The sequence below is a fragment of the Lysobacter sp. M2-1 genome (assembly GCF_022662495.1).
Classification (GTDB): domain Bacteria; phylum Pseudomonadota; class Gammaproteobacteria; order Xanthomonadales; family Xanthomonadaceae; genus JAKPBU01.
This window is the reverse complement of sequence record NZ_JAKPBU010000001.1, coordinates 366,502-385,472: the sequence shown is the minus strand read 5'-3', so window position 1 is coordinate 385,472 and position 18,971 is coordinate 366,502. Positions and strand designations below refer to the sequence as shown.

Sequence of the window (18,971 nt, the reverse complement as noted above, 5' to 3'; positions counted from 1 at the left end):
TGGCTAGCCATGTCCGTGGCGATGATGCAGATCGGGATAATGCGGATGTGAGTGGATCATGGGCTCGTGCCGGTGCGGGTGCGAGTGGGGCTCGCGGCCGTCCGAAGGGACGTCGTGCGTATGCTGGTGATGTTCATCGTGCGCATGCAGATGCTCGTGTTCCATCGCCTCGTGCGTGTGCTCGTGCTCATGGTGTTCGCTGATGTGCAGCCATACGCCCAGCGCCATGAGCCCGCCAGCGATCCAGAAGCTGAAGCTAGGCGCTTCGCGCAGGAGTACAAGCGAAAGTGCGGCGCCTACGAAGGGTGCGGTCGAAAAATACGCGCCGGTGCGGGCCGAGCCCAGGTGGCGTAATGCCAGAACGAATGCGACCAGGCTGACCCCATAGCCCGCCAGGCCGATGGCTCCTGCGGCCAGTACAAGCGCTGCATCCGGCAGCCGATGCCCCATGCACAGAGCGACAGCGATATTGATGACGCCTGCGAGACCGCCTTTGATCGCGGCGATCTGGACCGGGTCGCCGCCGGACACGGCGCGGGTGAGATTGTTGTCGATCGCCCAGCAGGCGCAGGCGCCAGCGATTGCGAAGGCGCCCCACGGCAGACCGGCACGCGGTGCCTGCGTCCACGAAAGCAATACACCGCCGGCCACGATGACGACCATGCCGAGGAAGATCCGGAAGTCCACGTTCTCGCGAAACACGACCCAGGCCAGCAGTGCGGTGAGCACGCTTTCCAGGTTGAGCAGCAAGGAGGCGGTGGATGCGGGGGTACTCGCAAGACCGAGCATCAACAGAACCGGGCCGACCACGCCGCCGGTGAACACCGCCCCGGCGAGCCATGGAATATCGCGGCGTTGCAACCCGGCCTCCGCGGATGGATTGTTGGGTCGCAATCGCCTTAGCAGCAGCCACAGGCCCAAGCCCAACCCGGAGCCGGCATAGAGCAGGCCCGCGAGCACGATCGGCGAGACATGCGCGATCAGGAGCTTGGCCAAAGGTGTGCTGGCGCCGAACAGCAATGCCGCCAACAAGGCCGGACCGATTCCTGGCGTCCATTTGGTGTGGAAGCGCATGGCGTCATGATGCCGGATCAGGCAGCCGGTGCTATGGCCGAGCCTGCCCACGCGCGCTCGGGTCGACCGTTAAGATGGCGAAACCTGTTCGCTGGCCGTCTTCTTCTGGACGCATCCGTCGCCCATCGTGAGGCGAAGCTCCTGCTGCTGGGGCGCGGCATTCGCGCGTTCGTCGATGGCTTTGTAGCGGTGTTGCTCCCGGCCTATCTGCTGACTCTCGGACTGGGCACGGTAGAGGTGGGCTTGCTGAGCACGGCGACGTTGCTCGGCTCCGCGCTGATGACGTTGCTGGTAAGCAAATGGGGCCATCGACTGCATGGCGCCCACTTGCTGCGCATGGCGGCCATCCTGATGGCGCTGACAGGGTTGTCGTTTACCGTGTTCTCGGACTTCTGGCCATTGGTCGTGGTGGCCTTCGTCGGCACGTTGAACCCGAGTTCTGGCGATGTGAGCGTGTTCTTGCCACTGGAGCATGCGCGGCTGGCCCATGCCGCGGAAGGACATGATCGAACCCGACTGTTTGCCCGCTATAGCCTGACCGGTGCTGTTTGCGCGGCCTTCGGGGCACTCGCCGCGGCGGCGCCGGAGCAGCTGGCGAATGTGGGGGTGGCAGCGCTGCCTGCGATGCGCATCATGTTCGGGATCTATGCCTTCGCAGGCTTCGTCATCTGGTTGCTCTATCGCAAATTGCCCGGCCCCGGTCAGGCACCGAATCCTCCTGCCGTTGGGCTAGGCAAGTCGCGTCCTGTCGTTGTAAGGCTCGCGATGCTGTTCTCGGTCGATGCATTTGCGGGCGGGCTGCTTGTCCAGTCCTTGCTCGCGTTGTGGCTCTTCAAGCGTTTCGATCTTTCACTGACTGCGGCGGGAAGCTTTTTCTTCTGGGCCGGCCTGATGGCGGCTCTCTCACAGCTGGCCGCGCCATGGATCGCCAGGCGGATCGGGTTGCTCAATACGATGGTGTTCACTCACATCCCATCCAGTCTGGCGCTCATCGCGGCGGCGCTTGCGCCAGATCTCGAACTCGCGCTGGGCTTCCTGCTATTGCGTGCACTCCTGTCGCAGATGGACGTCCCGACACGGTCGGCGTACGTCATGTCCGTGGTATCTGCACCAGAACGAACGGCCGCTGCCGGCTATACCCTGGTGCCGCGGAGCCTCGCCGCGGCGGTGAGCCCCACTTTGAGTGGCGCAATGCTTGCCGCAGGGCACCTGGCTGCACCCTTGCTGTTATGCGGGGTCCTCAAAATTGCCTATGACTTGACGCTATTGGCGGTGTTTCAGCGCGTCAAGCTGGATCAGTGACCAGTGGTCGATTGCGGACATCGGCGATCATCGCGTCGCTGCCGCGGCAACACTCTGGCCTGAACGTATCCCGGATGCCTCCTCCCGCAACCACCGTCGGAAGGCATCGATCGCCTGGTGGTTGTCGGTGCCATCCCGGCGAACGATCCAGAAGGCGTAAGCGTTGGCGAGCGAATGGTCGAACGGCTTGACCAGGCGACCGCGCTGCAGATCCTCTTCGACCAGCGGGGCGACGCCCAGCGCGATGCCATGGCCAGCGACAGCCGCCTCCTGCGCCAGATAGATGCTCGCGAAAACCGGGCCCCGGGTCGCGTCCACCCCGCTTGCGCCAGCGGCTTCCAGCCATGCACCCCAGTCCGGGACACCGGAACGGCCGGCGGCGCTTTCGTCATGGAGCAGCGTGTGGTGCTGCAGGTCGCTGGGTGACGTTAGCGGCGGGAGTCCGTCGCCCATCAGCGAAGGCGCGCAGACCGGAAACACCGGTGCGTCCATGAGCCGCTCGACGCACAGGCCCGGGTAGTCGCCGGGCCCATAGCGGATGGCGACATCGATGCCACCGCGGACGAAATCGACAGGTTCGTTGCCCGTCTCGATGCGGACCTTGAGTTCGGGGCAGTCGCGATGGAAGCGGTGCAGTCTGGGCGCGAGCCATTTCGCGGCAAAGGACTCCATGGTGCTGACACGCAGGTGCGCAGCCGTGGGCGCGGTGACGCGGTCCAGGGCCAGGTCGAGCTGTCCGAACAGTTCGCTCAAGGACGTGGCCAGCGCTTCCCCCTCTGTGGTCAGCTCGACCGAGCGATGGCCGCGCTGGAACAGCTCCACTCCCAGGTACGCCTCCAGGCGTTTCACCTGGTGGCTCACCGCCGCCGGGGTGACGAACAACTGCGCCGCGGCGGCCTGGAAACTGGAGCACCGCGCGGCCGCTTCGAAGGCTCGCAGGGCATTGAGCGGGGCGGGATGGCGGGGCTTCACGATGGCTCGGGCTCGCGGGTGCCGGGGCCGCATCCTATCAAGTTAGTTTTTCTAATGCGGGCCGCAAAACATCTCGTTTGTCGCGCTCTGCGCTGTTGGCAACGATGGCACCACGCAAACGACAGGCGACCATCGTGAGATTCGAAGAGCTGGGTTCCAACGTGCTGATGTTCGTCGGCGACGACCACGAGTCGGTCGCCACCGCATTCCTCGACGGCGGCGACGCGCTGCTGGTCGATGCGCTCGCCAGCGTGGACGACGCGCATTGGCTGCGCCGCGTCCTGTGCGAGGAGATGGGCAAGACGGTGCGTGTCGTCGCAGCGACCCATTTCATGAGCGATCACATCGCCGGAATGTCGCTATTTCCGGACGCGCTGACGCTCGCGCACCGGCATTATCGCCACACCTTCCTTTCGCAGAACCAGCGGGTGGATGCGCTCTATCGCGAACCGCAGGTGGTGTTCGACAGTGCGATGACGATCCGCTGGGGGCAACACGAGCTGCGCTTCGTGCACAACCCCGGCAAGACCATGGACCACGTCAGCGCGGACGTGCCCACTGCCGACCTGGTCTGCGCCGGCGACAACATCGTTGGCAACATCGTCTACCTCTCCAAGGCGGACCCCGCACTGATCCGCAGCGCAATCGGCCGGCTGCGGCAATTCGGCAGGCGCACGATCGTCGGCGGACACATGGGCCGGTTTCCCGCCGCCGCGCTCGACAACGCGCGCCATTACCTGGACCGGCTGCAGGATGCCGTTGTCCAGATCCGTGCGGACGCGACGCCGCGTGAGGCCGACGATCGCATCGCCTCGATTGCCATCGAATCCTGCCTGGCGCCGCAGGTGGAACCGGTCGACTTCGAACGCGAATGGCACCAGCACAACCTGGAGGTCATCGTCGCGCAATCGGTCTTCTCGCTCGACGCCGCGGTCGCCTCGCGGGAGCGCCACGCATGAGCGGCAACGACAGCATGGCCAGCCGCGGCATGGCGCGCAGGGGATTTCTGACTGCGTGCGCCGGCATCTCGGCCGCGGCGTTGCTTCCGGGGCGCCGCGTCTTCGCAGCTGCCGGCGAAGGCTTGCGCATCCAGCGACTGGCGTGGGCGGGCATTCGTCTGCAGGTTCCGAACGCGACATTGTTCATCGACCCGCTGGTCGATCCGGACGCGTGGGGAGCCGCACTCAAGGACCCGCTGATTCCCGTCGGCGACGCCGTTGGCGATGCCTATGTGCTCATCACCCATGCGCACCCGGACCACTTCGACGCGAAGGCCGCGGCGGACGCGCTGGACAAGGGCGGCACCCTGGCGCACCCGGCGGGGACGAATCCGCTGCCGGTTCCACCAGGTGCCCGGGTCCGGTCGAGTGCGCTATGGGAGCCGCAGCTGCTCGGCGACTTCACCGCGACTCCCGTGCCCGCCTCGGATGGCTACGGCGACCCGCAGGCGTCCTGGGTGGTGTCGGCCGGCGGCCGGCGCATCTTCCATGGCGGGGACACGCTCTGGCACGGGCACTGGTGGCGCATCGGCCGCCAGTTCGGCCCATTCGACGCTGCGTTCCTGCCGGTCAACGGCGCGCGTTTCGGCTGGCGCAAGCCGATCAGCGGCCAGCCGGGTGTGCTGACCCCCGAGCAGGCGGTGGCCGCCGCGACCATCCTGGGCGCACGCCGACTGGTCCCCATCCACTACGGCGTATCCGGTATGACGGAGTACGTGGAGGTCGAGGATGCGATCGGCCGGTTGCGCACGGCTGCGCGCGAAACATCCATCGAGATCCAGGCGATCGCGCCTGGAGCATGGGTGGACTGGCGATGAAGGGGCGATGTCGGGACGCCTCCTGCTGGCACGCAATGGCTCCGTCGATCCAGGTGATCGACTGGCCTCCAACTCGAATCGCTCGTTCGGTGTCGATGTGGATGGACCTTGCCGCCGCGAACCCAGCGCTAGTCGCAATCGCCCACCCTGTCGTGCCCTTCGACTGTGATGCGCACGTACTTGCGTGCGACCAGTTCATCGCCCAGATAGGCGAACAGTTGCACCAGGGTGATGCCGGGTTCGCTGGCGGTCCAACAGGTCCAGCCGCGGCCGACCGGTACGTCGCCGAGTGACCAGGTCAGCTGTGCGTCCGCCAGCGGTTCACCCGCGCTGTCGGTGAGGCTGCCCTGCAGCAGGAACGGCGTGCCGGCGCGCACCGTCATGCCTTCGGTCGGGCTGATCAGGGTCAGCAACGGCGGCTCTTCCGGCAGCGTCATCGGCAACGATCGGAGGCCGTGGAGTGAAACCGGTCGTGCGCGATCAGGCGCAGCTGCAGACCTTGGGCGACTTCGACGCCGACGACCCGCACCTCCCACAGGCGGTAGCGTTCGACGAACCATTCCTGCCACGCGCGCTGCAGGCCGGTGAACACCAGCTCGCGGATCCCAGAGCCCATGGCATGCCCTCCGCTGCGGAACACGGATCGCCGCTGTGCATCACCCTTGATCGAATGAGCGCCGCCAAGCGAACGGCGGAAGGGCGACTTCAATCCCAGGCAACGCACCTGCCCACACCGACCGGCCAGCGCTAGTTCCGACCAACGGTAGGGGCGTCGAATGCGCCGAAGTCACGGGCGGACAGTCGTGCCGGAATGCCGGCAGGCGATTGCAGCCCTAGATCTCCACGGGCGAACCCAGCTCCACCAGCCGCGTCGTCGGAATCCGGAAGAAGTCCGTCGCCGGTGCTGCGTTGCGGTGCATGAATCCGAACAGCTTGTCGCGCCAGATCGGCATGCCCCTATGGCGGCTTGCGACGATGGTTTCGCGGCTGGCGAAGTACGTGGTCTCCATCGGGTCGAAGCACAGCGTGCTGCAGTCGACCGATCGCATCAGCGCCAGCGGTACGTCGGGCGTCTCCATGAAGCCGTAGCGCACGGTCGCCTTGTAGAACTCGTCGCCGATGGTCTCGATGACCAGGTGCGACCCCGCCGCCACGAACGGGATCGATTGGGTTTCCACGGTCAGCAGCACATTGCGTTCGTGCAGCACCTTGTTGTGCTTGAGGTTGTGCAGCAGCGCTTTGGGCACGATGCCCTTCTGCGCAGTCAGGAACACCGCCGTGCCCGGTACCCGAGCGGGCGGCGACAGCAGCAGGCCAGGCAGGAAGGTGTCGAGCGGGATGCCGTCCTTGAGGATCTCCGCCTGGAGCAGTTTGCGCCCACGGCCCCAGGTGCGCAGCAGCGTGAAGATGACGATGCCCAGGGCGATCGGGAACCAGGCGCCGTCCTTGAACTTCACCAGGTTGGCGAACAGGAAGGCCACGTCGATCAGCACGAACGCGGTCGCCAACGGCCAGAAGACGTAGCCGGGCATGGAGGAGCGCGCGCGCATGGCCACGATCAGCATGACGCTGGTGATCAGCATGGTGCCGGTCACCGAGACGCCGTAAGCCGTCGCCAGCGCGGTGGAATTGCCAAAGCCGACCACCGTGGCGATCACCGCCAGCATCAACACCCAGTTGATCGACGGGATGTAGATCTGGCCCATGGTTTCCCGGGAGGTATGGCGGATGGCCATGCGCGGCAGGTAGCCGAGCTGGATGGCCTGGCGCGTGGCCGAGTAGGCGCCGCTGATGACCGCCTGCGAGGCGATCACGGTCGCGGCGGTGGCCAGGCCCACCATGGGATACAACGCCCACTGCGGCACGCCGATGTAGAACGGGTTCGACACCGCCTGCGGATTGGCCAGCAGCAACGCGCCCTGGCCGAGGTAGTTGATCGTCAACGCCGGCAGCACCAGAAAATTCCACGCCGCGGTGATCGGGCGACGGCCGAAGTGACCCATGTCGGCATACAGGGTCTCGCCGCCGGTCACCGCCAGCACCACCGCGCCGAGGATGAAGATGCCGCCCCAATGATGGTCCAGGAAGAAGCGCACGCCCCACCAGGGATTGAGCGCCTGCAGCACTTCCGGATTGCCGCTGATGTTGTGCAGGCCGATCGCCGCAAGCGCCAGGAACCACGCCACGATGATCGGACCGAACGCACGGCCGACCACGCCGGTGCCGAAGCGCTGGGTGGCGAACAACACGACCAGCACCGTGATCGTGACGGGCATGACCCAGCGATGCAGCGCCGGGGTCGCGACCTCCAGCCCTTCGACCGCGGACAGCACCGAGATGGCCGGTGTCAGCACGCCGTCGCCGAAGAACAGCGCCACGCCGAACACACCGAGCAGGCCGATGATGTAGGCGCCCTTCGACCCACCCGGCAGCGTGCGCTGTGCCAGTGCGGTCAGCGCCATGATGCCGCCCTCGCCGTCGTTGTCGGCGCGCATGATCACCAGCACGTACTTCACCGTGATCACCAGCACCAGCGACCAGAACACCAGCGACAGGATCCCGAGCACGGTGGCGTGATCCGGCGTCAGGCCGTAGTGCGGCGAGAACGCCTCCTTGATGGTGTACAGCGGGCTGGTGCCGATGTCGCCGAAGACCACGCCGATCGCGCCGAGCATCAGGGCGCCGAAGCTGGCCTTGGCGTGGCTGTTCGCAGGGGCGACGGAGGGTGCGGTTGCAGTGTTCATGAAGGTTCCTTGCGCTCGCGGAACGAACGCTTGCAGGCAGGCTTCGATGGCGTCGGGCCGCAAAGACCGCCCAACAGCAGTTTTCGGGACGCCAGTGTTTGCGACGCAGGCGTAAACGCAAAAGCCGCGACAGGCCCGGTTGGCGTAAATTCCCCGTAAATTCTTGTCCTGCCCGGCGTGTACGGGGACAGCCATCCGCATAGCCCGGCACAATGGCGCCAATCGGTTCCCGGAAGGCGACATGCCGGTCAACGACGCATCCAGAAGCATCGACAATCCCGCCGCCGGCTACCTGCTGGCGGCCGTGGCGGGACTGCTTGCGGTGTTGGTGGCCGCTGCTGCCGAGCGTTGGCTGGGGCTGGAGGACCTGTCCCTGGTCTTCATGCTGGCCGTGCTGCTGGTCGCCGCGCGGACCCGCACCGGACCTGCGGTGTTGACGGCGCTGCTGTGCTTCTTCGCCTACAACTTCTTTTTCATCGAGCCGCGTTACACGCTGTACATCGGCGCACGGCAGGGTGTTGCGACCGTGGCGGCCTTTCTTGCGGCCGCGTTACTGGCCGGCCGCCTGGCGTCGCGCCTGGCGATGCAGGTGCAGGCGTTGCGCGAGGCGCATCGGGATGCCCTGGCGCGGCAAGAGCTTGGCCAACGCCTGACCGTGGCCGCGGACGAGGAAGAGGTCGTCGCTGTCGCCAATGCGGTCTTCCGCAAGCATCTGGACGCATATGTCTGGATCCGCCTGGGCGAACGCGGTCTGCACGCCGATGACGTCGAGCCGCCTGCACAGCCGGTGGTGCATCGTATCGACGCACTCGCACGGTCACGCAGCATCGAATCGGTGGTGGAGCACGGCTGGTGGTTTCTGCCCTTGCCGGCGCCTGATGGGCCGCTGGGTGTGATCGGCCTGAAACTGCCTGCGTACATCCAGCAACCCAGCGAGAACCAGCGGCAACTCGCGCGGGAAATGGCCGATGACATTGCCCAGGCGCTGCTGCGTACGCGGCTGGTGGCCGATCTGCAGTCGGCACGGCTCACCACGGAGACCGAACGCCTGCGCAGCGCGCTGCTGTCGTCGGTGTCCCACGACCTGCGCACGCCCCTGGCGGCGATCATCGGCGCAGCCGGCAGCCTGGACAGCTACGGCGATTCGATGGGCGCGGAGGACCGCCATGATTTGCTCGAAACCGTCCGCAGCGAGGGCGAACGTCTGGATCGCTACATCCAGAACCTGCTCGACATGACCCGGCTGGGGCATGGCACGTTGACGCTGCACCGCGACTGGATCGGTGTCGATGAGCTGATCGGTTCGGCCGTCGGGCGCATGCATCGTTACCAGCCCACCACGCAGTTCATGGTCCGGGTCGACCCGGCGCTTGGTCCGGTCTGGGTCCACCCCGCGCTGATGGAACAGGCGCTGTTCAACGTGATCGAGAACGCGGCGAAGTTCTCGCCGGCAGACGAGCCGGTTGCCATCGACGCACGGCGTGTCGGTGATCATCTGCAGATCGAGGTGAGCGACCGCGGACCCGGCATTCCCGAGGAGGAACGCAAGCGCATCTTCGACATGTTCTATAGCGTGGAGCGGGGCGATCGTGGCCAGCAGGGCACCGGCCTGGGCCTTGCGATCTGTCGCGGCATGGTTGGCGCGCACGGCGGCGAAGTCGAAGCATTACCAGGCATGGACGGCCGCGGTACCACCCTGCGCATCACTTTGCCGCTCAACGTGCCGCCGGCATCGTCATGAGCGAAGTCATGCAGCCCAGCTTCGCCTCCGCGCCACCTGCCCGTGTGCTGGTGATCGACGACGAGCCGCAGATCCGCAAGTTCCTCGAGATCAGCCTGCGCGCGCAGGGCTTCGCAGTCGAGCTCGCGGACACCGCGCAGGCGGGCCTGGATGCACTCGCCGTGCGCGGCGCGGATCTGGTTGTCCTGGACATGGGGCTGCCGGATCGCGACGGACTGACCGTGCTGCGCGACATCCGGGCGTGGTCGCAGGTGCCGGTGCTGGTGCTGACCGTGCGCTCGAACGAGTCCGACAAGGTCGGAGCGCTCGATGCCGGCGCCAACGACTACGTCACCAAGCCGTTCGGCGTACAGGAGCTCATGGCACGCATTCGCGTCCTGCTGCGCTGGCACGCGGCGGCGGGCGAAGCATCGCCGGTCTTCGACGACGGCCGGCTCCATGTCGACCTGGCGCGGCGCGAGGTTCGTCTTGCCGGCGAGCCGCTGGCGCTGTCGCGCAAGGAGTACGCACTGCTCGCGTTCCTGGTCCAGCACGCCGGCCGCGTGGTAACCCAGCCGCAGCTGCTGCGCGAACTCTGGGGACCGACCCACCAGGAGGACACCCACTATCTGCGCATCCTGGTCGGCAAGTTGCGTCAGAAGCTGGGCGACGATGCGGCCGCACCGCGCTGGATCGCCACCGAGCCTGGCGTCGGCTTGAGGTTCCTCTCATCGGGCCAGGGCTTGTGACGAAAGCCACCCATCAATGAGCCTGGCCGTCGCAGTGCCCATTGAAGCTTCCTGCCAACAATACTCACCAAAACTCACGCATTCTCTCGTCATCCAGACAGTGAAGTGCGCCCTGGTGGTTTTCTGGTTTGCATCCAACTGTTGCAACAGTTGCAAGTAGAAAGTTCTAAAAATTTCCAAAGCACGAATTGCAATTCGAATCACAGTAATTCCATTTCCTAACGGATAGAAATGCACGGAAGGCTTCAAGCCCGATAACGGATACGGAAGCCGGCAAGGGGAATGATGGAGATAAAGAATTTCTTCGGTGCCGGAGATTTGCCGGCGCCCGAAGCGGATGCGGTCACTGTCAATGGTCGCGATTGTGCCGTCGAGCGCATCGCGCGGCCGAAACCCGTTGCCATGGATCACGAGCTTGAAGCGCGCCGGGCACGGCCGGTGCAGCGGCTTGGAAGTGGATTGACATGGCCTACGAGGGCGTCCGAAGCGCGCGGCACCAGCGCAAGCCATCGACGACTGCTCCAGAGCGTGGGTTCGCGGGCGGATGGCCGATGCGCGGTGCCGAATGCCAGCGCGAAGCTACGCGTTGCCATGCACAACCATGACACCGGTCGACCGCAGATGTGCACGCACATCGTCATGGTCGTCAACGAAGTTTCTCTCTAAAGAATTCTTAAGCAACGCAGCGTCGTCTTGGCCTGCGGACCACCGCACTCGCTTGCAACCAGGGAGCAGTAATGAACAGGATCTACAGTGTGGTATGGAGCCGGTCGCTCAACCAGTTGGTGGTCGCCTCCGAGTTGGCAGCGCCTCGCGGCAAGGTATCCAGAGGCGGGCAGAAGGCATCGTGCGCGCCGGGAACGTTGTCCGTCGCCATCATGGCCTCGCTGCTGGCGATGGGCGGGATGGGATGGGCCGGGTCGGCGCAGGCGCAGTCGGTGGACTGTACTGCCGCGCCGTACAACTACTACAGCGGCAGCGCGACGTGCGTGGGTTTTCAGTCCCAGGCGACTGCCGGCGGAGCCACTGCTATAGGTTTTAGGGCCGTCAGTTCGGGGCTGAATGCCACGACTCTCGGCTACCAAGCCCTTGGCTCTGGCGTCAATTCCATTTATGTGGGTGCACGCACCAGTGGAACCGGAGCGTCCGGAGAGTCGTCGATTGCTATCGGTACGGATGTCAACTCCGGCGGCGCGGGAGCTGTCGCTGTCGGCGTGCAGTCGACAGCAGGTGGACTTAGAGGCGTTGCGGTGGGCTCGCAAGCTAATGCCGCTGTCAACTACGCGACAGCAATCGGTGGAGGCGGTGTCGGCCCAGCAACAGCCACGCGGGCCACTGGCGTCGGTTCGGTGGCACTCGGTGGCAATGCCACCAGTGGCGCTCTTGCATCGGGCGCCGATGCCATCGCCATTGGCGGTCAATCCGTCTCGTCGACGCAATATTCGGTGGCGATCGGCTTGAATGCGGCAGCCTCAGGCACGGGCGGTGCGGTCGCGATAGGCGGCAGCGCGGTTTCAAACAACATCAATACGGTCGCGCTGGGAGTTAATGCCCGGGCTACCGGAGCTGGCGCCAGCGCCTTGGGCACCGCCGCCAATGCTGCGGGAGGAAACTCCACCGCAGTCGGTGTCAACTCCGTAGCAGGGGGAAACTTCGCGTTCGCCGGAGGCTTTTTAGCCCAGGCAACCGCGGTGCGCACCGTCGCGATAGGCAATGAGGCGGAGGCAACCAGCGACGCAGCCACCGCCGTCGGAAACGCCGCCCGGGCGGTAGGAAACAGTTCACTTGCGCTCGGCGCGCAAGCGCTCGCCATGGGTACAAGCACCGTTGCGGTCGGCCAGGGTGCCGGTGCGGGCTCGACGGCCGGCAATGCGGGTTCGATCGCATTGGGTATTGCCTCCGGGGCGCTGGTCACCGGCGCGCAGAACACCGCCATCGGCGGCGGCATTGCCAGTGTGATGCGCGGCGCGGGTTCGGGCGTCACCGGCACGCGCAACGTCGCCTTCGGCACAGGCGATGGCACGGTAACCTACGATGGCACCCTGGACGCTGCGGCCGGCAGCCTGGTCAGCGGCGACGACAATATCGCCATCGGCACCAACGCAGGCATCGGCGTCGCGGCCGACGCAACCACTTCGATCGGCGTGAACGCGAATGCCAGCGTGGGCAACGCGATCGCCATCGGTACCCTGGCGAGAGCTTCCGCACTGGATGCTGTTGCGCAGGGCAGTAGCGCCAACGCAGGCGGCCGCAACGCCATCGCCATCGGCTTCCAATCGATCGCGTCGGAGATCAACTCCATCAATCTTGGCGCGCGCACGCTTGCAGGGGCGGGCGCCACTGCGGCGGGTGCCATCGCCATCGGCACGGATGTGACCTCATCGCAAGCCAACGCCATTGCGGCAGGAACGGCGAGCCGGGCGACCGGCATCAATGCACTTGCATTGGGAATCCAGTCCAATGCGGCGGCTGATAACGCAATCGCAGTGGGCGCCAATGCTGTCGCAGACTCGGCCGAAGCGGTGGCGATCGGCACCAATGCCACCGCCACCGGTGGTCGGGCGGTCTCCATCGGTTCAGGCAACGTCGCCAACGGCGACGGCGCGGTCGCCATCGGCGACCCCAATACCGCCACCGGCAACGGCGCTATCGCGTCGGGCCTGGACAACACCGCCACCGGCAATGGTTCGGTGGCGATGGGCAACACCAATATGGTCGGCGGCGGCGGGCAGGCGGTGAGCACGCCGGGCATTGCGGCGCAGGGCGCGGTCGGCATCGGCTACCAGAACACGGTGATCGGACAGGGCAGCGTGGCCATCGGCAGCACCAGCAGTGCGCTGGCGGCAGGCGCCGTGGCCTTCGGCGATACCGCGGTGGCCAACAATGCCGGCGACGTGGCGTTGGGTTCGGGTTCGGTGACCGATACCGCGGTAGCGACGCCCAGCACGATCATTGGCGGCACCACCTACAACTTCGCCGGCATCAACCCGACCAGCACCATCAGCGTCGGCAGCGTAGGCGCCGAACGGACCATCACCAACGTGGCGGCCGGTCGGATTTCCGGCAGCTCGACCGATGCGATCAACGGTTCGCAGTTGTTCGCCACCAACCAGGCCATCGCGGCCATCGCGGCCAGCACGCCCGTTCACTACTTCAGCGTGAACGATGGTGGCGCGCAGCAGGCCAACTATCTCAACGACGGCGCGACGGCGCCTTTCGCCATTGCGATTGGGAGCAATGCCACCGCCACAGGGTCTTATGGGACTGCGGTTGGTGAGGGCGCCACAGCTATCGGCGATTGGGCGACGGCTTATGGCAACAACGCCAATGCGGGTACCACCACGGCCACCGCCATTGGCGCAGGCACAAACGCCACAGCCACGTTCGCATTGGGAGCGGGTTTTCAGGCCACTGCCGGCGGGGTTTCGTCCACGGCCGTGGGCCTGCACGCCAATGCCACGGGTGAGAGCAGCATCGCGATAGGCACGGACTCCGGAGCCGCGGGGATCTACGGCATTGCGATCGGGCGCAATTCCAGCGCGACAGGTTCTTATGGGACCGCGGTCGGCGAGGGTGCGACAGCCATCGGTGATTGGGCGACGGCGTACGGCAACGGCGCGAATGCAAGCACCACCACGGCCACCGCCATTGGCGGGGGCACCAACGCTAGCGCCACGTTCGCATTCGGAGCGGGTTACCAGGCCACCGCAGGCGGGATAGCGTCCACAGCTGTGGGCCTGCACGCCAATGCCACGGGTGAGAGCAGCATCGCGATAGGCACGGATGCCGTCGCCGACGCCGACGAGGCAGTCGCCATCGGCCGTGGCTCCGTCGCCACCGGTGGTCGTGCAGTCTCCATCGGCTCGGGCAACGTTGCCAACGGCGACGGCGCCGTGGCCATCGGCGATCCCAACACCGCCACTGGCAACGGCGCGATTGCGTCGGGCCTGGACAACACCGCCACCGGCAATGGTTCGGTGGCGATGGGCAACACCAATATGGTCGGCGGCGGCGGGCAGGCGGTGAGCACGCCGGGCATTGCGGCGCAGGGCGCGGTCGGCATCGGCTACCAGAACACGGTGATCGGACAGGGCAGCGTGGCGATCGGCAGTACCAGCAGCGCGTTGGCCGCGGGCGCAGTGGCTTTCGGCGATACCGCGGTGGCCAACAATGCCGGCGACGTGGCGTTGGGTTCGGGTTCGGTGACCGATACCGCGGTAGCGACCACCAGCACGACCATCGACGGCACGGTCTACAACTTTGCCGGCACCGCGCCGAGCTCGACGGTCAGCGTCGGTGCAGTGGGGGCCGAGCGGACCATCACCAACGTGGCGGCAGGTCGGATTTCCGATACTTCGACCGATGCGATCAACGGTTCGCAGCTGTATGCGACCAACCAGGCGATCGAGACGGTAGCCACGACCGCCAACGCCGGCTGGAACCTCAGCGCGCAGGGTGCCAACGCGACCAATGTGGCGCCGGATGAAACGGTCGACCTGAACAACAGCGACGGCAACATTGTCGTGTCGAAGACCGCGACCGACGACGACGTTACCTTCGACCTGGCCGACGACATCACCGTCGACAGCGTGACCGCAGGCGGCACGGTGCTGAACACCAATGGCCTGACCATCGCCGGCGGTCCCAGCGTGACCACCACCGGCATCGACGCCGGCGGCCTGGTCATCAGCAATGTCGCCCCCGGCGTGGCCGGCACCGATGCGGTCAACGTCGACCAGCTGACGTCCGTCAGCACCGCCGGTATGAACTTCACCGGCAACGACAACACCGCCGGCGACGTGCACCGCGACCTGGGCCAGACCTTGGCCATCCAGGGCGGCGCCAGCACAGTCGGCACCTACAGCGACGGCAACCTGCGGACGGTCACCGACCCGGTCACCGGCACCATCAACCTGCAGATGGCCGACTCGCCGGTGTTCGGCGGTACCACCATCAACGCTGGCGGTACCGGCATCATCAGCGGCGTGACGGCCGGTGTGGCCGATACCGATGCCGTCAATGTCAGCCAGTTGAACGCGATTGGCGACATCGCCAATGCGGGCTGGAACATCACCGACGGCACCACCACCGGCAACATCGCCCCGGATGAAACGCTGGCCGTGGCCGCAGGCGACAACGCCACGGTGGTCTACGACGACGCCACCAGCACGCTGACCGTTGGCGTGGTGGCCGACCCGAGCTTCAACTCCGTCACGGTCGGCGACACCGTCATCAATGACGGCAGCATCAGCTTCACCAGTGGCGGTCCCAGCATCACCAACACCGGCATCGACGCTGGCGGTACGACCATCACCAACGTCGCCGCCGGGGTCAGCGGCACCGATGCCGTCAACGTGGATCAGCTGACGGCGGTGGGCGACATCGCCAACGCTGGTTGGAACATCAGCGCGCAGGGCGCCAATGCCACCAATGTGGCGCCAGGCGAAGCCGTCGACCTGAACAACAGCGACGGCAACCTCGTGGTCAGCAAGACCGCGACCGACGACGACGTCACCTTCGACCTGGCCGACGACATCACCGTCGACAGCGTGACCGCAGGCGGCACGGTGCTGAACACCAATGGCCTGACCATCGCCGGAGGGCCCAGCGTCACTACCACCGGCATCAACGCTGGCGGCCTGGTCATCAGTAACGTCGCGCCCGGCGTGGCGGGGACCGATGCGGTCAACGTGGATCAGTTGACCGCGGTAGGCAACATCGCCAACGCCGGCTGGAACATCACCGACGGTACCAACAGCGGCAATATCGCGCCGAATGAGACGTTGACGGTGGCGGCGGGCAGCAACGCCACCGTGGTCTATGACGACACCAGCGGCACGATGACCGTCGGCGTGGTCGCCGATCCCAGCTTCAACAGCATCACAGTTGGCGACACCGTCATCAATGACGGCAGCATCAGCTTCACCAGCGGCGGTCCCAGCATCACCAACATCGGCATCGATGCTGGCAATACCACCATCACCAACGTAGGCCCTGCGATCGACGGCGACGACGCGGTCAATCTGGATCAGGTGACCAACCTGGTGGACGGTGCAACGACGCGCTACTACAGCGTCAACGATAACGGCGTGATCGGCGGCAACTACAACAATGACGGCGCAACCGGCATCAATGCGATGGCGGCCGGCGTGGGCGCAAGTTCCGCCGGCGCGCAGGGCGTGGCATTGGGCAACAACGCCAGCGTGATCACGGATGGCGGGGTGGCGCTGGGCTCGGGTTCCCTATCCGACCGCGTGGTCGCGCCGCAGTCCGGCGGCATCATTGCCGGCACCGGCCTGATTCCGTACAACACGACCGACAAGACGTTGTTGGGCGCCGTGTCGGTGGGTACCGACACTTCCTATCGCCAGATCACCAACGTCGCCGACGGCACGGAAGACCAGGACGCGGTGACGCTGCGCCAGTTGAGGAACGGACTGAGTTCGTTTGCGGTAACGCCCACCATGTATTTCCATGCCAACTCGATCGCGCCCGATTCGCTGGCGATCGGCGCCGAGTCGGTGGCCATCGGCCCGAACACCACGGTGAATGGCGACAACGGCATCGGCATGGGCAATGGCGCGCTGGTGCAGCAGACGGCGCCGGGCGGTATCGCGATCGGCCAGGATTCGGAAGTCAGCTTCGCCGACGGCATCGCGCTGGGCACCAACGCATTGTCCAACGGCATCCAATCGCTGGCCCTGGGCGCCGGTTCCACCGCCACCGAACCGGGCAGCGTCGCGCTGGGTGCGGGTTCGGTGACGGCCGCCGCCGTGGCGACCCCCAGCACCACGATCGACGGCGTGACCTACAACTATGCCGGCATCGCGCCGACCAGCACGGTCAGCGTGGGCGCGGCAGGCGCCGAACGCACCATCACCAATCTGGCGGCCGGTCGCGTCTCGGCCGACAGCACGGATGCGATCAACGGCTCGCAGCTGTTCGCGGCCCACCAGTCGATCGAGAACCTCAGCAACCAGGTCGACGCCAGCGCGACCCACTACTACAGCGTCAACGACAACGGCGTGGTGGGCGGCAACTACAACAACGACGGCGCGACCGGCCTCAACTCGCTGGCGACAGGCGTGGACTCGGCCGCGGCGGGGGATGCTTCCGTGGCCATCGGCTTCGGCGCCACCGCCGGAGATGCGAACAGCGTGGCGCTGGGCTCGAACGCCTCGACCGCGGCTGCGGTGGGAACAGCCAGCATCGTCATCGGCGGCACGACCTACACCTTCGCCGGCGCCGCGCCGGTGGGAACCGTGAGTGTGGGCAGCACCGGCGCCGAGCGCACCATCACCAACGTGGCGGCCGGTCGCATCTCGTCCGACAGCACGGATGCCGTCAATGGTTCGCAGCTGTATGCGACCAACCAGGCGATCGCGAACCTGAGCAATACGGTCAATGCCTCCACGGCGCACTACTACAGCGTCAACGACGGCGGCGTGCAGGGCGGCAACTACAACAACGATGGCGCCAGCGGGATCAACGCGGTGGCATCCGGCGTCAATGCGTCGGCCAGCGGCCAGGGCAGCGTCGCGATGGGCGCCGACAGCACCGCCACCGGCGCGGGATCGGTGGCCATGGGTACGGGTTCGCAGTCCACCGTGGAGGGTGGCGTCGCACTCGGCGCTGATTCTGTCTCCGACACGACGGCTGGCGTCGCCGGCTATGTGCCTGCGGGTGCGACCGACGCGCAGACGGCCGCCATTGCAGCTACCACCAGTACCTCCGGTGCGGTCAGTGTCGGCGATGCCGACAGCGGCCTGTACCGTCAGATCACGGGTGTGGCCGCAGGCACCGAGGCCAGCGATGCGGTCAACGTCGCGCAGCTTCAGGCGGTGCAGAACCAGGTCAACGCGTCCGCGACCCACTACTACAGCGTCAACGATGGCGGCGTGCAGGGCGGCAACTACAACAACGATGGCGCCACCGGCGTGAATGCCATGGCCGGTGGCGTGAACTCCACCGCCAGCGGCAGCAACAGCGTCGCGTTGGGCGCGAACAGCAACGCCTCGGCGGCCAACTCGGCCGCGTTGGGTTCCGGTTCGCAGGCCACGCACGCCAACAGCGTCGCCATCGGCAACGGCTCGTCCACCACCGTCGGCGCGCAGACCGGCTACAACGCCGCTTACGTGGGCAGCAGCAACTCGACCGGCGAAGTGAACATGGGCGGACGCACGATCACCGGCGTCGCGCCGGGCATCGCTGGCACCGATGCGGTCAACGTCAACCAGTTGAGCTCGGGCGTGAACCACGCCATCAACCAGGCCAACCAGTACACCGACAGCCGCCTCGCCGAGCTGGGCAACGATATTTGGACGATGGATCGCGGCTACCGTGGTGCGACATCGTCGGCGATGGCCATGGCGGGCCTGCCGCAGGCGTACCTGCCGGGCAAGAGCATGCTGGCGGTGGGCTTCGGCGGATACCAGGGCGAATACGGCATGGCCTTCGGTCTGTCGGGCATCACCGACAACGGCCAATGGGTCTACAAGGCTTCGGCCAGCGGCAATACCACCCGCGATTGGGGCTTCTCGGTGGGCGCCGGGATCCAGTGGTAGTTCTCCGGAGTGCAGGCCAACGCAAAGCCT

13 protein-coding genes are annotated in these 18,971 nt (G+C 66.2%); 7 read left to right on the top strand and 6 right to left on the bottom strand.

All coding sequences use genetic code 11. The features are described from left to right. Positions 1–3 precede the first annotated feature (3 nt). Positions 4–1,074: a DMT family transporter gene (locus MC375_RS01625; protein ID WP_242101533.1), complete on the bottom strand. Its 1,071-nt coding sequence runs from the start codon at positions 1,072–1,074 to the stop codon at positions 4–6. A 6-nt stretch (positions 1,075–1,080) separates the two neighbouring features. Here MC375_RS01625 and MC375_RS01620 point away from each other — a divergent pair, with 6 nt between their 5' ends. Further along, positions 1,081–2,376 carry an MFS transporter gene (locus MC375_RS01620; RefSeq protein ID WP_242101532.1) on the top strand — a complete coding sequence of 432 codons (1,296 nt, stop codon included), beginning with the start codon at positions 1,081–1,083 and terminating at the stop codon, positions 2,374–2,376. Positions 2,377–2,403: 27 nt separating this feature from the next. On the opposite strand, the gene gcvA is transcribed toward MC375_RS01620, so the two are convergent. Next, the gene (gcvA, locus tag MC375_RS01615; RefSeq protein ID WP_242101531.1) at positions 2,404–3,348 is read right to left on the bottom strand and encodes a transcriptional regulator GcvA; all 945 of its coding nucleotides are present in this window, start codon (positions 3,346–3,348) and stop codon (positions 2,404–2,406) included. 134 nt (positions 3,349–3,482) lie between these two features. On the opposite strand from gcvA, the gene MC375_RS01610 reads away from it, so the two are divergent. Together MC375_RS01610 and MC375_RS01605 are read left to right on the top strand one after the other, a co-directional pair. Further along, a complete protein-coding gene (locus MC375_RS01610; RefSeq protein ID WP_242101530.1) occupies positions 3,483–4,307 on the top strand; it encodes an MBL fold metallo-hydrolase in 825 nt (274 codons plus the stop codon). Next, positions 4,304–5,164, top strand: a complete 861-nt coding sequence (locus MC375_RS01605) for an MBL fold metallo-hydrolase (protein WP_242101529.1) — start codon at positions 4,304–4,306, stop codon at positions 5,162–5,164. The genes MC375_RS01610 and MC375_RS01605 overlap by 4 nt, the downstream gene beginning before the upstream one ends. A gap of 128 nt (positions 5,165–5,292) precedes the next feature. Here the strand turns inward: MC375_RS01605 and MC375_RS01600 are convergent, their stop codons facing one another. From MC375_RS01600 to MC375_RS01590, 3 genes are all read right to left on the bottom strand, one after another. Beyond that, positions 5,293–5,601, bottom strand: coding sequence for a hypothetical protein (locus MC375_RS01600; protein WP_242101528.1), 309 nt, complete (start codon positions 5,599–5,601; stop codon positions 5,293–5,295). Then, the gene (locus MC375_RS01595) at positions 5,598–5,780 is read right to left on the bottom strand and encodes a hypothetical protein (protein WP_242101527.1); all 183 of its coding nucleotides are present in this window, start codon (positions 5,778–5,780) and stop codon (positions 5,598–5,600) included. Before MC375_RS01595 ends, MC375_RS01600 begins: the two co-directional genes overlap by 4 nt. 217 nt (positions 5,781–5,997) lie before the next feature. After that, on the bottom strand, positions 5,998–7,908 hold the full coding sequence (locus tag MC375_RS01590; protein ID WP_345779240.1) for a potassium transporter Kup: 1,911 nt from the start codon (positions 7,906–7,908) through the stop codon (positions 5,998–6,000). Between the two features lie 241 nt (positions 7,909–8,149). On the opposite strand from MC375_RS01590, the gene MC375_RS01585 reads away from it, so the two are divergent. The 3 genes from MC375_RS01585 to MC375_RS01575 all read left to right on the top strand — a co-directional run bounded on the left by MC375_RS01585 (position 8,150) and on the right by MC375_RS01575 (position 11,043). Beyond that, complete coding sequence (locus MC375_RS01585) at positions 8,150–9,649, top strand: ATP-binding protein (protein WP_242101526.1); 1,500 nt, start codon at positions 8,150–8,152, stop codon at positions 9,647–9,649. An 8-nt stretch (positions 9,650–9,657) separates the two neighbouring features. Then, on the top strand, positions 9,658–10,377 hold the full coding sequence (locus MC375_RS01580) for a response regulator (protein WP_242102925.1): 720 nt from the start codon (positions 9,658–9,660) through the stop codon (positions 10,375–10,377). Positions 10,378–10,659: 282 nt separating this feature from the next. Then, positions 10,660–11,043: a hypothetical protein gene (locus MC375_RS01575; protein ID WP_242101525.1), complete on the top strand. Its 384-nt coding sequence runs from the start codon at positions 10,660–10,662 to the stop codon at positions 11,041–11,043. A 751-nt stretch (positions 11,044–11,794) separates the two neighbouring features. Here MC375_RS01575 and MC375_RS01570 read toward each other — a convergent pair. Then, positions 11,795–11,965 (bottom strand): hypothetical protein, encoded by a 171-nt coding sequence (locus MC375_RS01570; RefSeq protein WP_242101524.1) that lies wholly within the window; start codon positions 11,963–11,965, stop codon positions 11,795–11,797. A gap of 223 nt (positions 11,966–12,188) precedes the next feature. On the opposite strand from MC375_RS01570, the gene MC375_RS01565 reads away from it, so the two are divergent. Beyond that, complete coding sequence (locus tag MC375_RS01565) at positions 12,189–18,941, top strand: YadA-like family protein (RefSeq protein WP_242101523.1); 6,753 nt, start codon at positions 12,189–12,191, stop codon at positions 18,939–18,941. The last annotated feature ends 30 nt before the right edge of the window (positions 18,942–18,971 follow it).

Excerpts from the sequence above, each read along its gene's own strand:
- MC375_RS01625 (WP_242101533.1), bottom strand. The coding sequence starts at position 1,074 with ATGCGCTTCCACACCAAATGGACGCCAGGAATCGGTCCGGCCTTGTTG.
- MC375_RS01620 (WP_242101532.1), top strand. The coding sequence starts at position 1,081 with ATGATGCCGGATCAGGCAGCCGGTGCTATGGCCGAGCCTGCCCACGCG.
- MC375_RS01605 (WP_242101529.1), top strand. The coding sequence starts at position 4,304 with ATGAGCGGCAACGACAGCATGGCCAGCCGCGGCATGGCGCGCAGGGGA.
- MC375_RS01600 (WP_242101528.1), bottom strand. The coding sequence starts at position 5,601 with ATGACGCTGCCGGAAGAGCCGCCGTTGCTGACCCTGATCAGCCCGACC.
- MC375_RS01595 (WP_242101527.1), bottom strand. The coding sequence starts at position 5,780 with ATGGGCTCTGGGATCCGCGAGCTGGTGTTCACCGGCCTGCAGCGCGCG.
- MC375_RS01590 (WP_345779240.1), bottom strand. The coding sequence starts at position 7,908 with ATGAACACTGCAACCGCACCCTCCGTCGCCCCTGCGAACAGCCACGCC.
- MC375_RS01585 (WP_242101526.1), top strand. The coding sequence starts at position 8,150 with ATGCCGGTCAACGACGCATCCAGAAGCATCGACAATCCCGCCGCCGGC.
- MC375_RS01580 (WP_242102925.1), top strand. The coding sequence starts at position 9,658 with ATGCAGCCCAGCTTCGCCTCCGCGCCACCTGCCCGTGTGCTGGTGATC.
- MC375_RS01575 (WP_242101525.1), top strand. The coding sequence starts at position 10,660 with ATGATGGAGATAAAGAATTTCTTCGGTGCCGGAGATTTGCCGGCGCCC.
- MC375_RS01565 (WP_242101523.1), top strand. The coding sequence starts at position 12,189 with ATGGGTACAAGCACCGTTGCGGTCGGCCAGGGTGCCGGTGCGGGCTCG.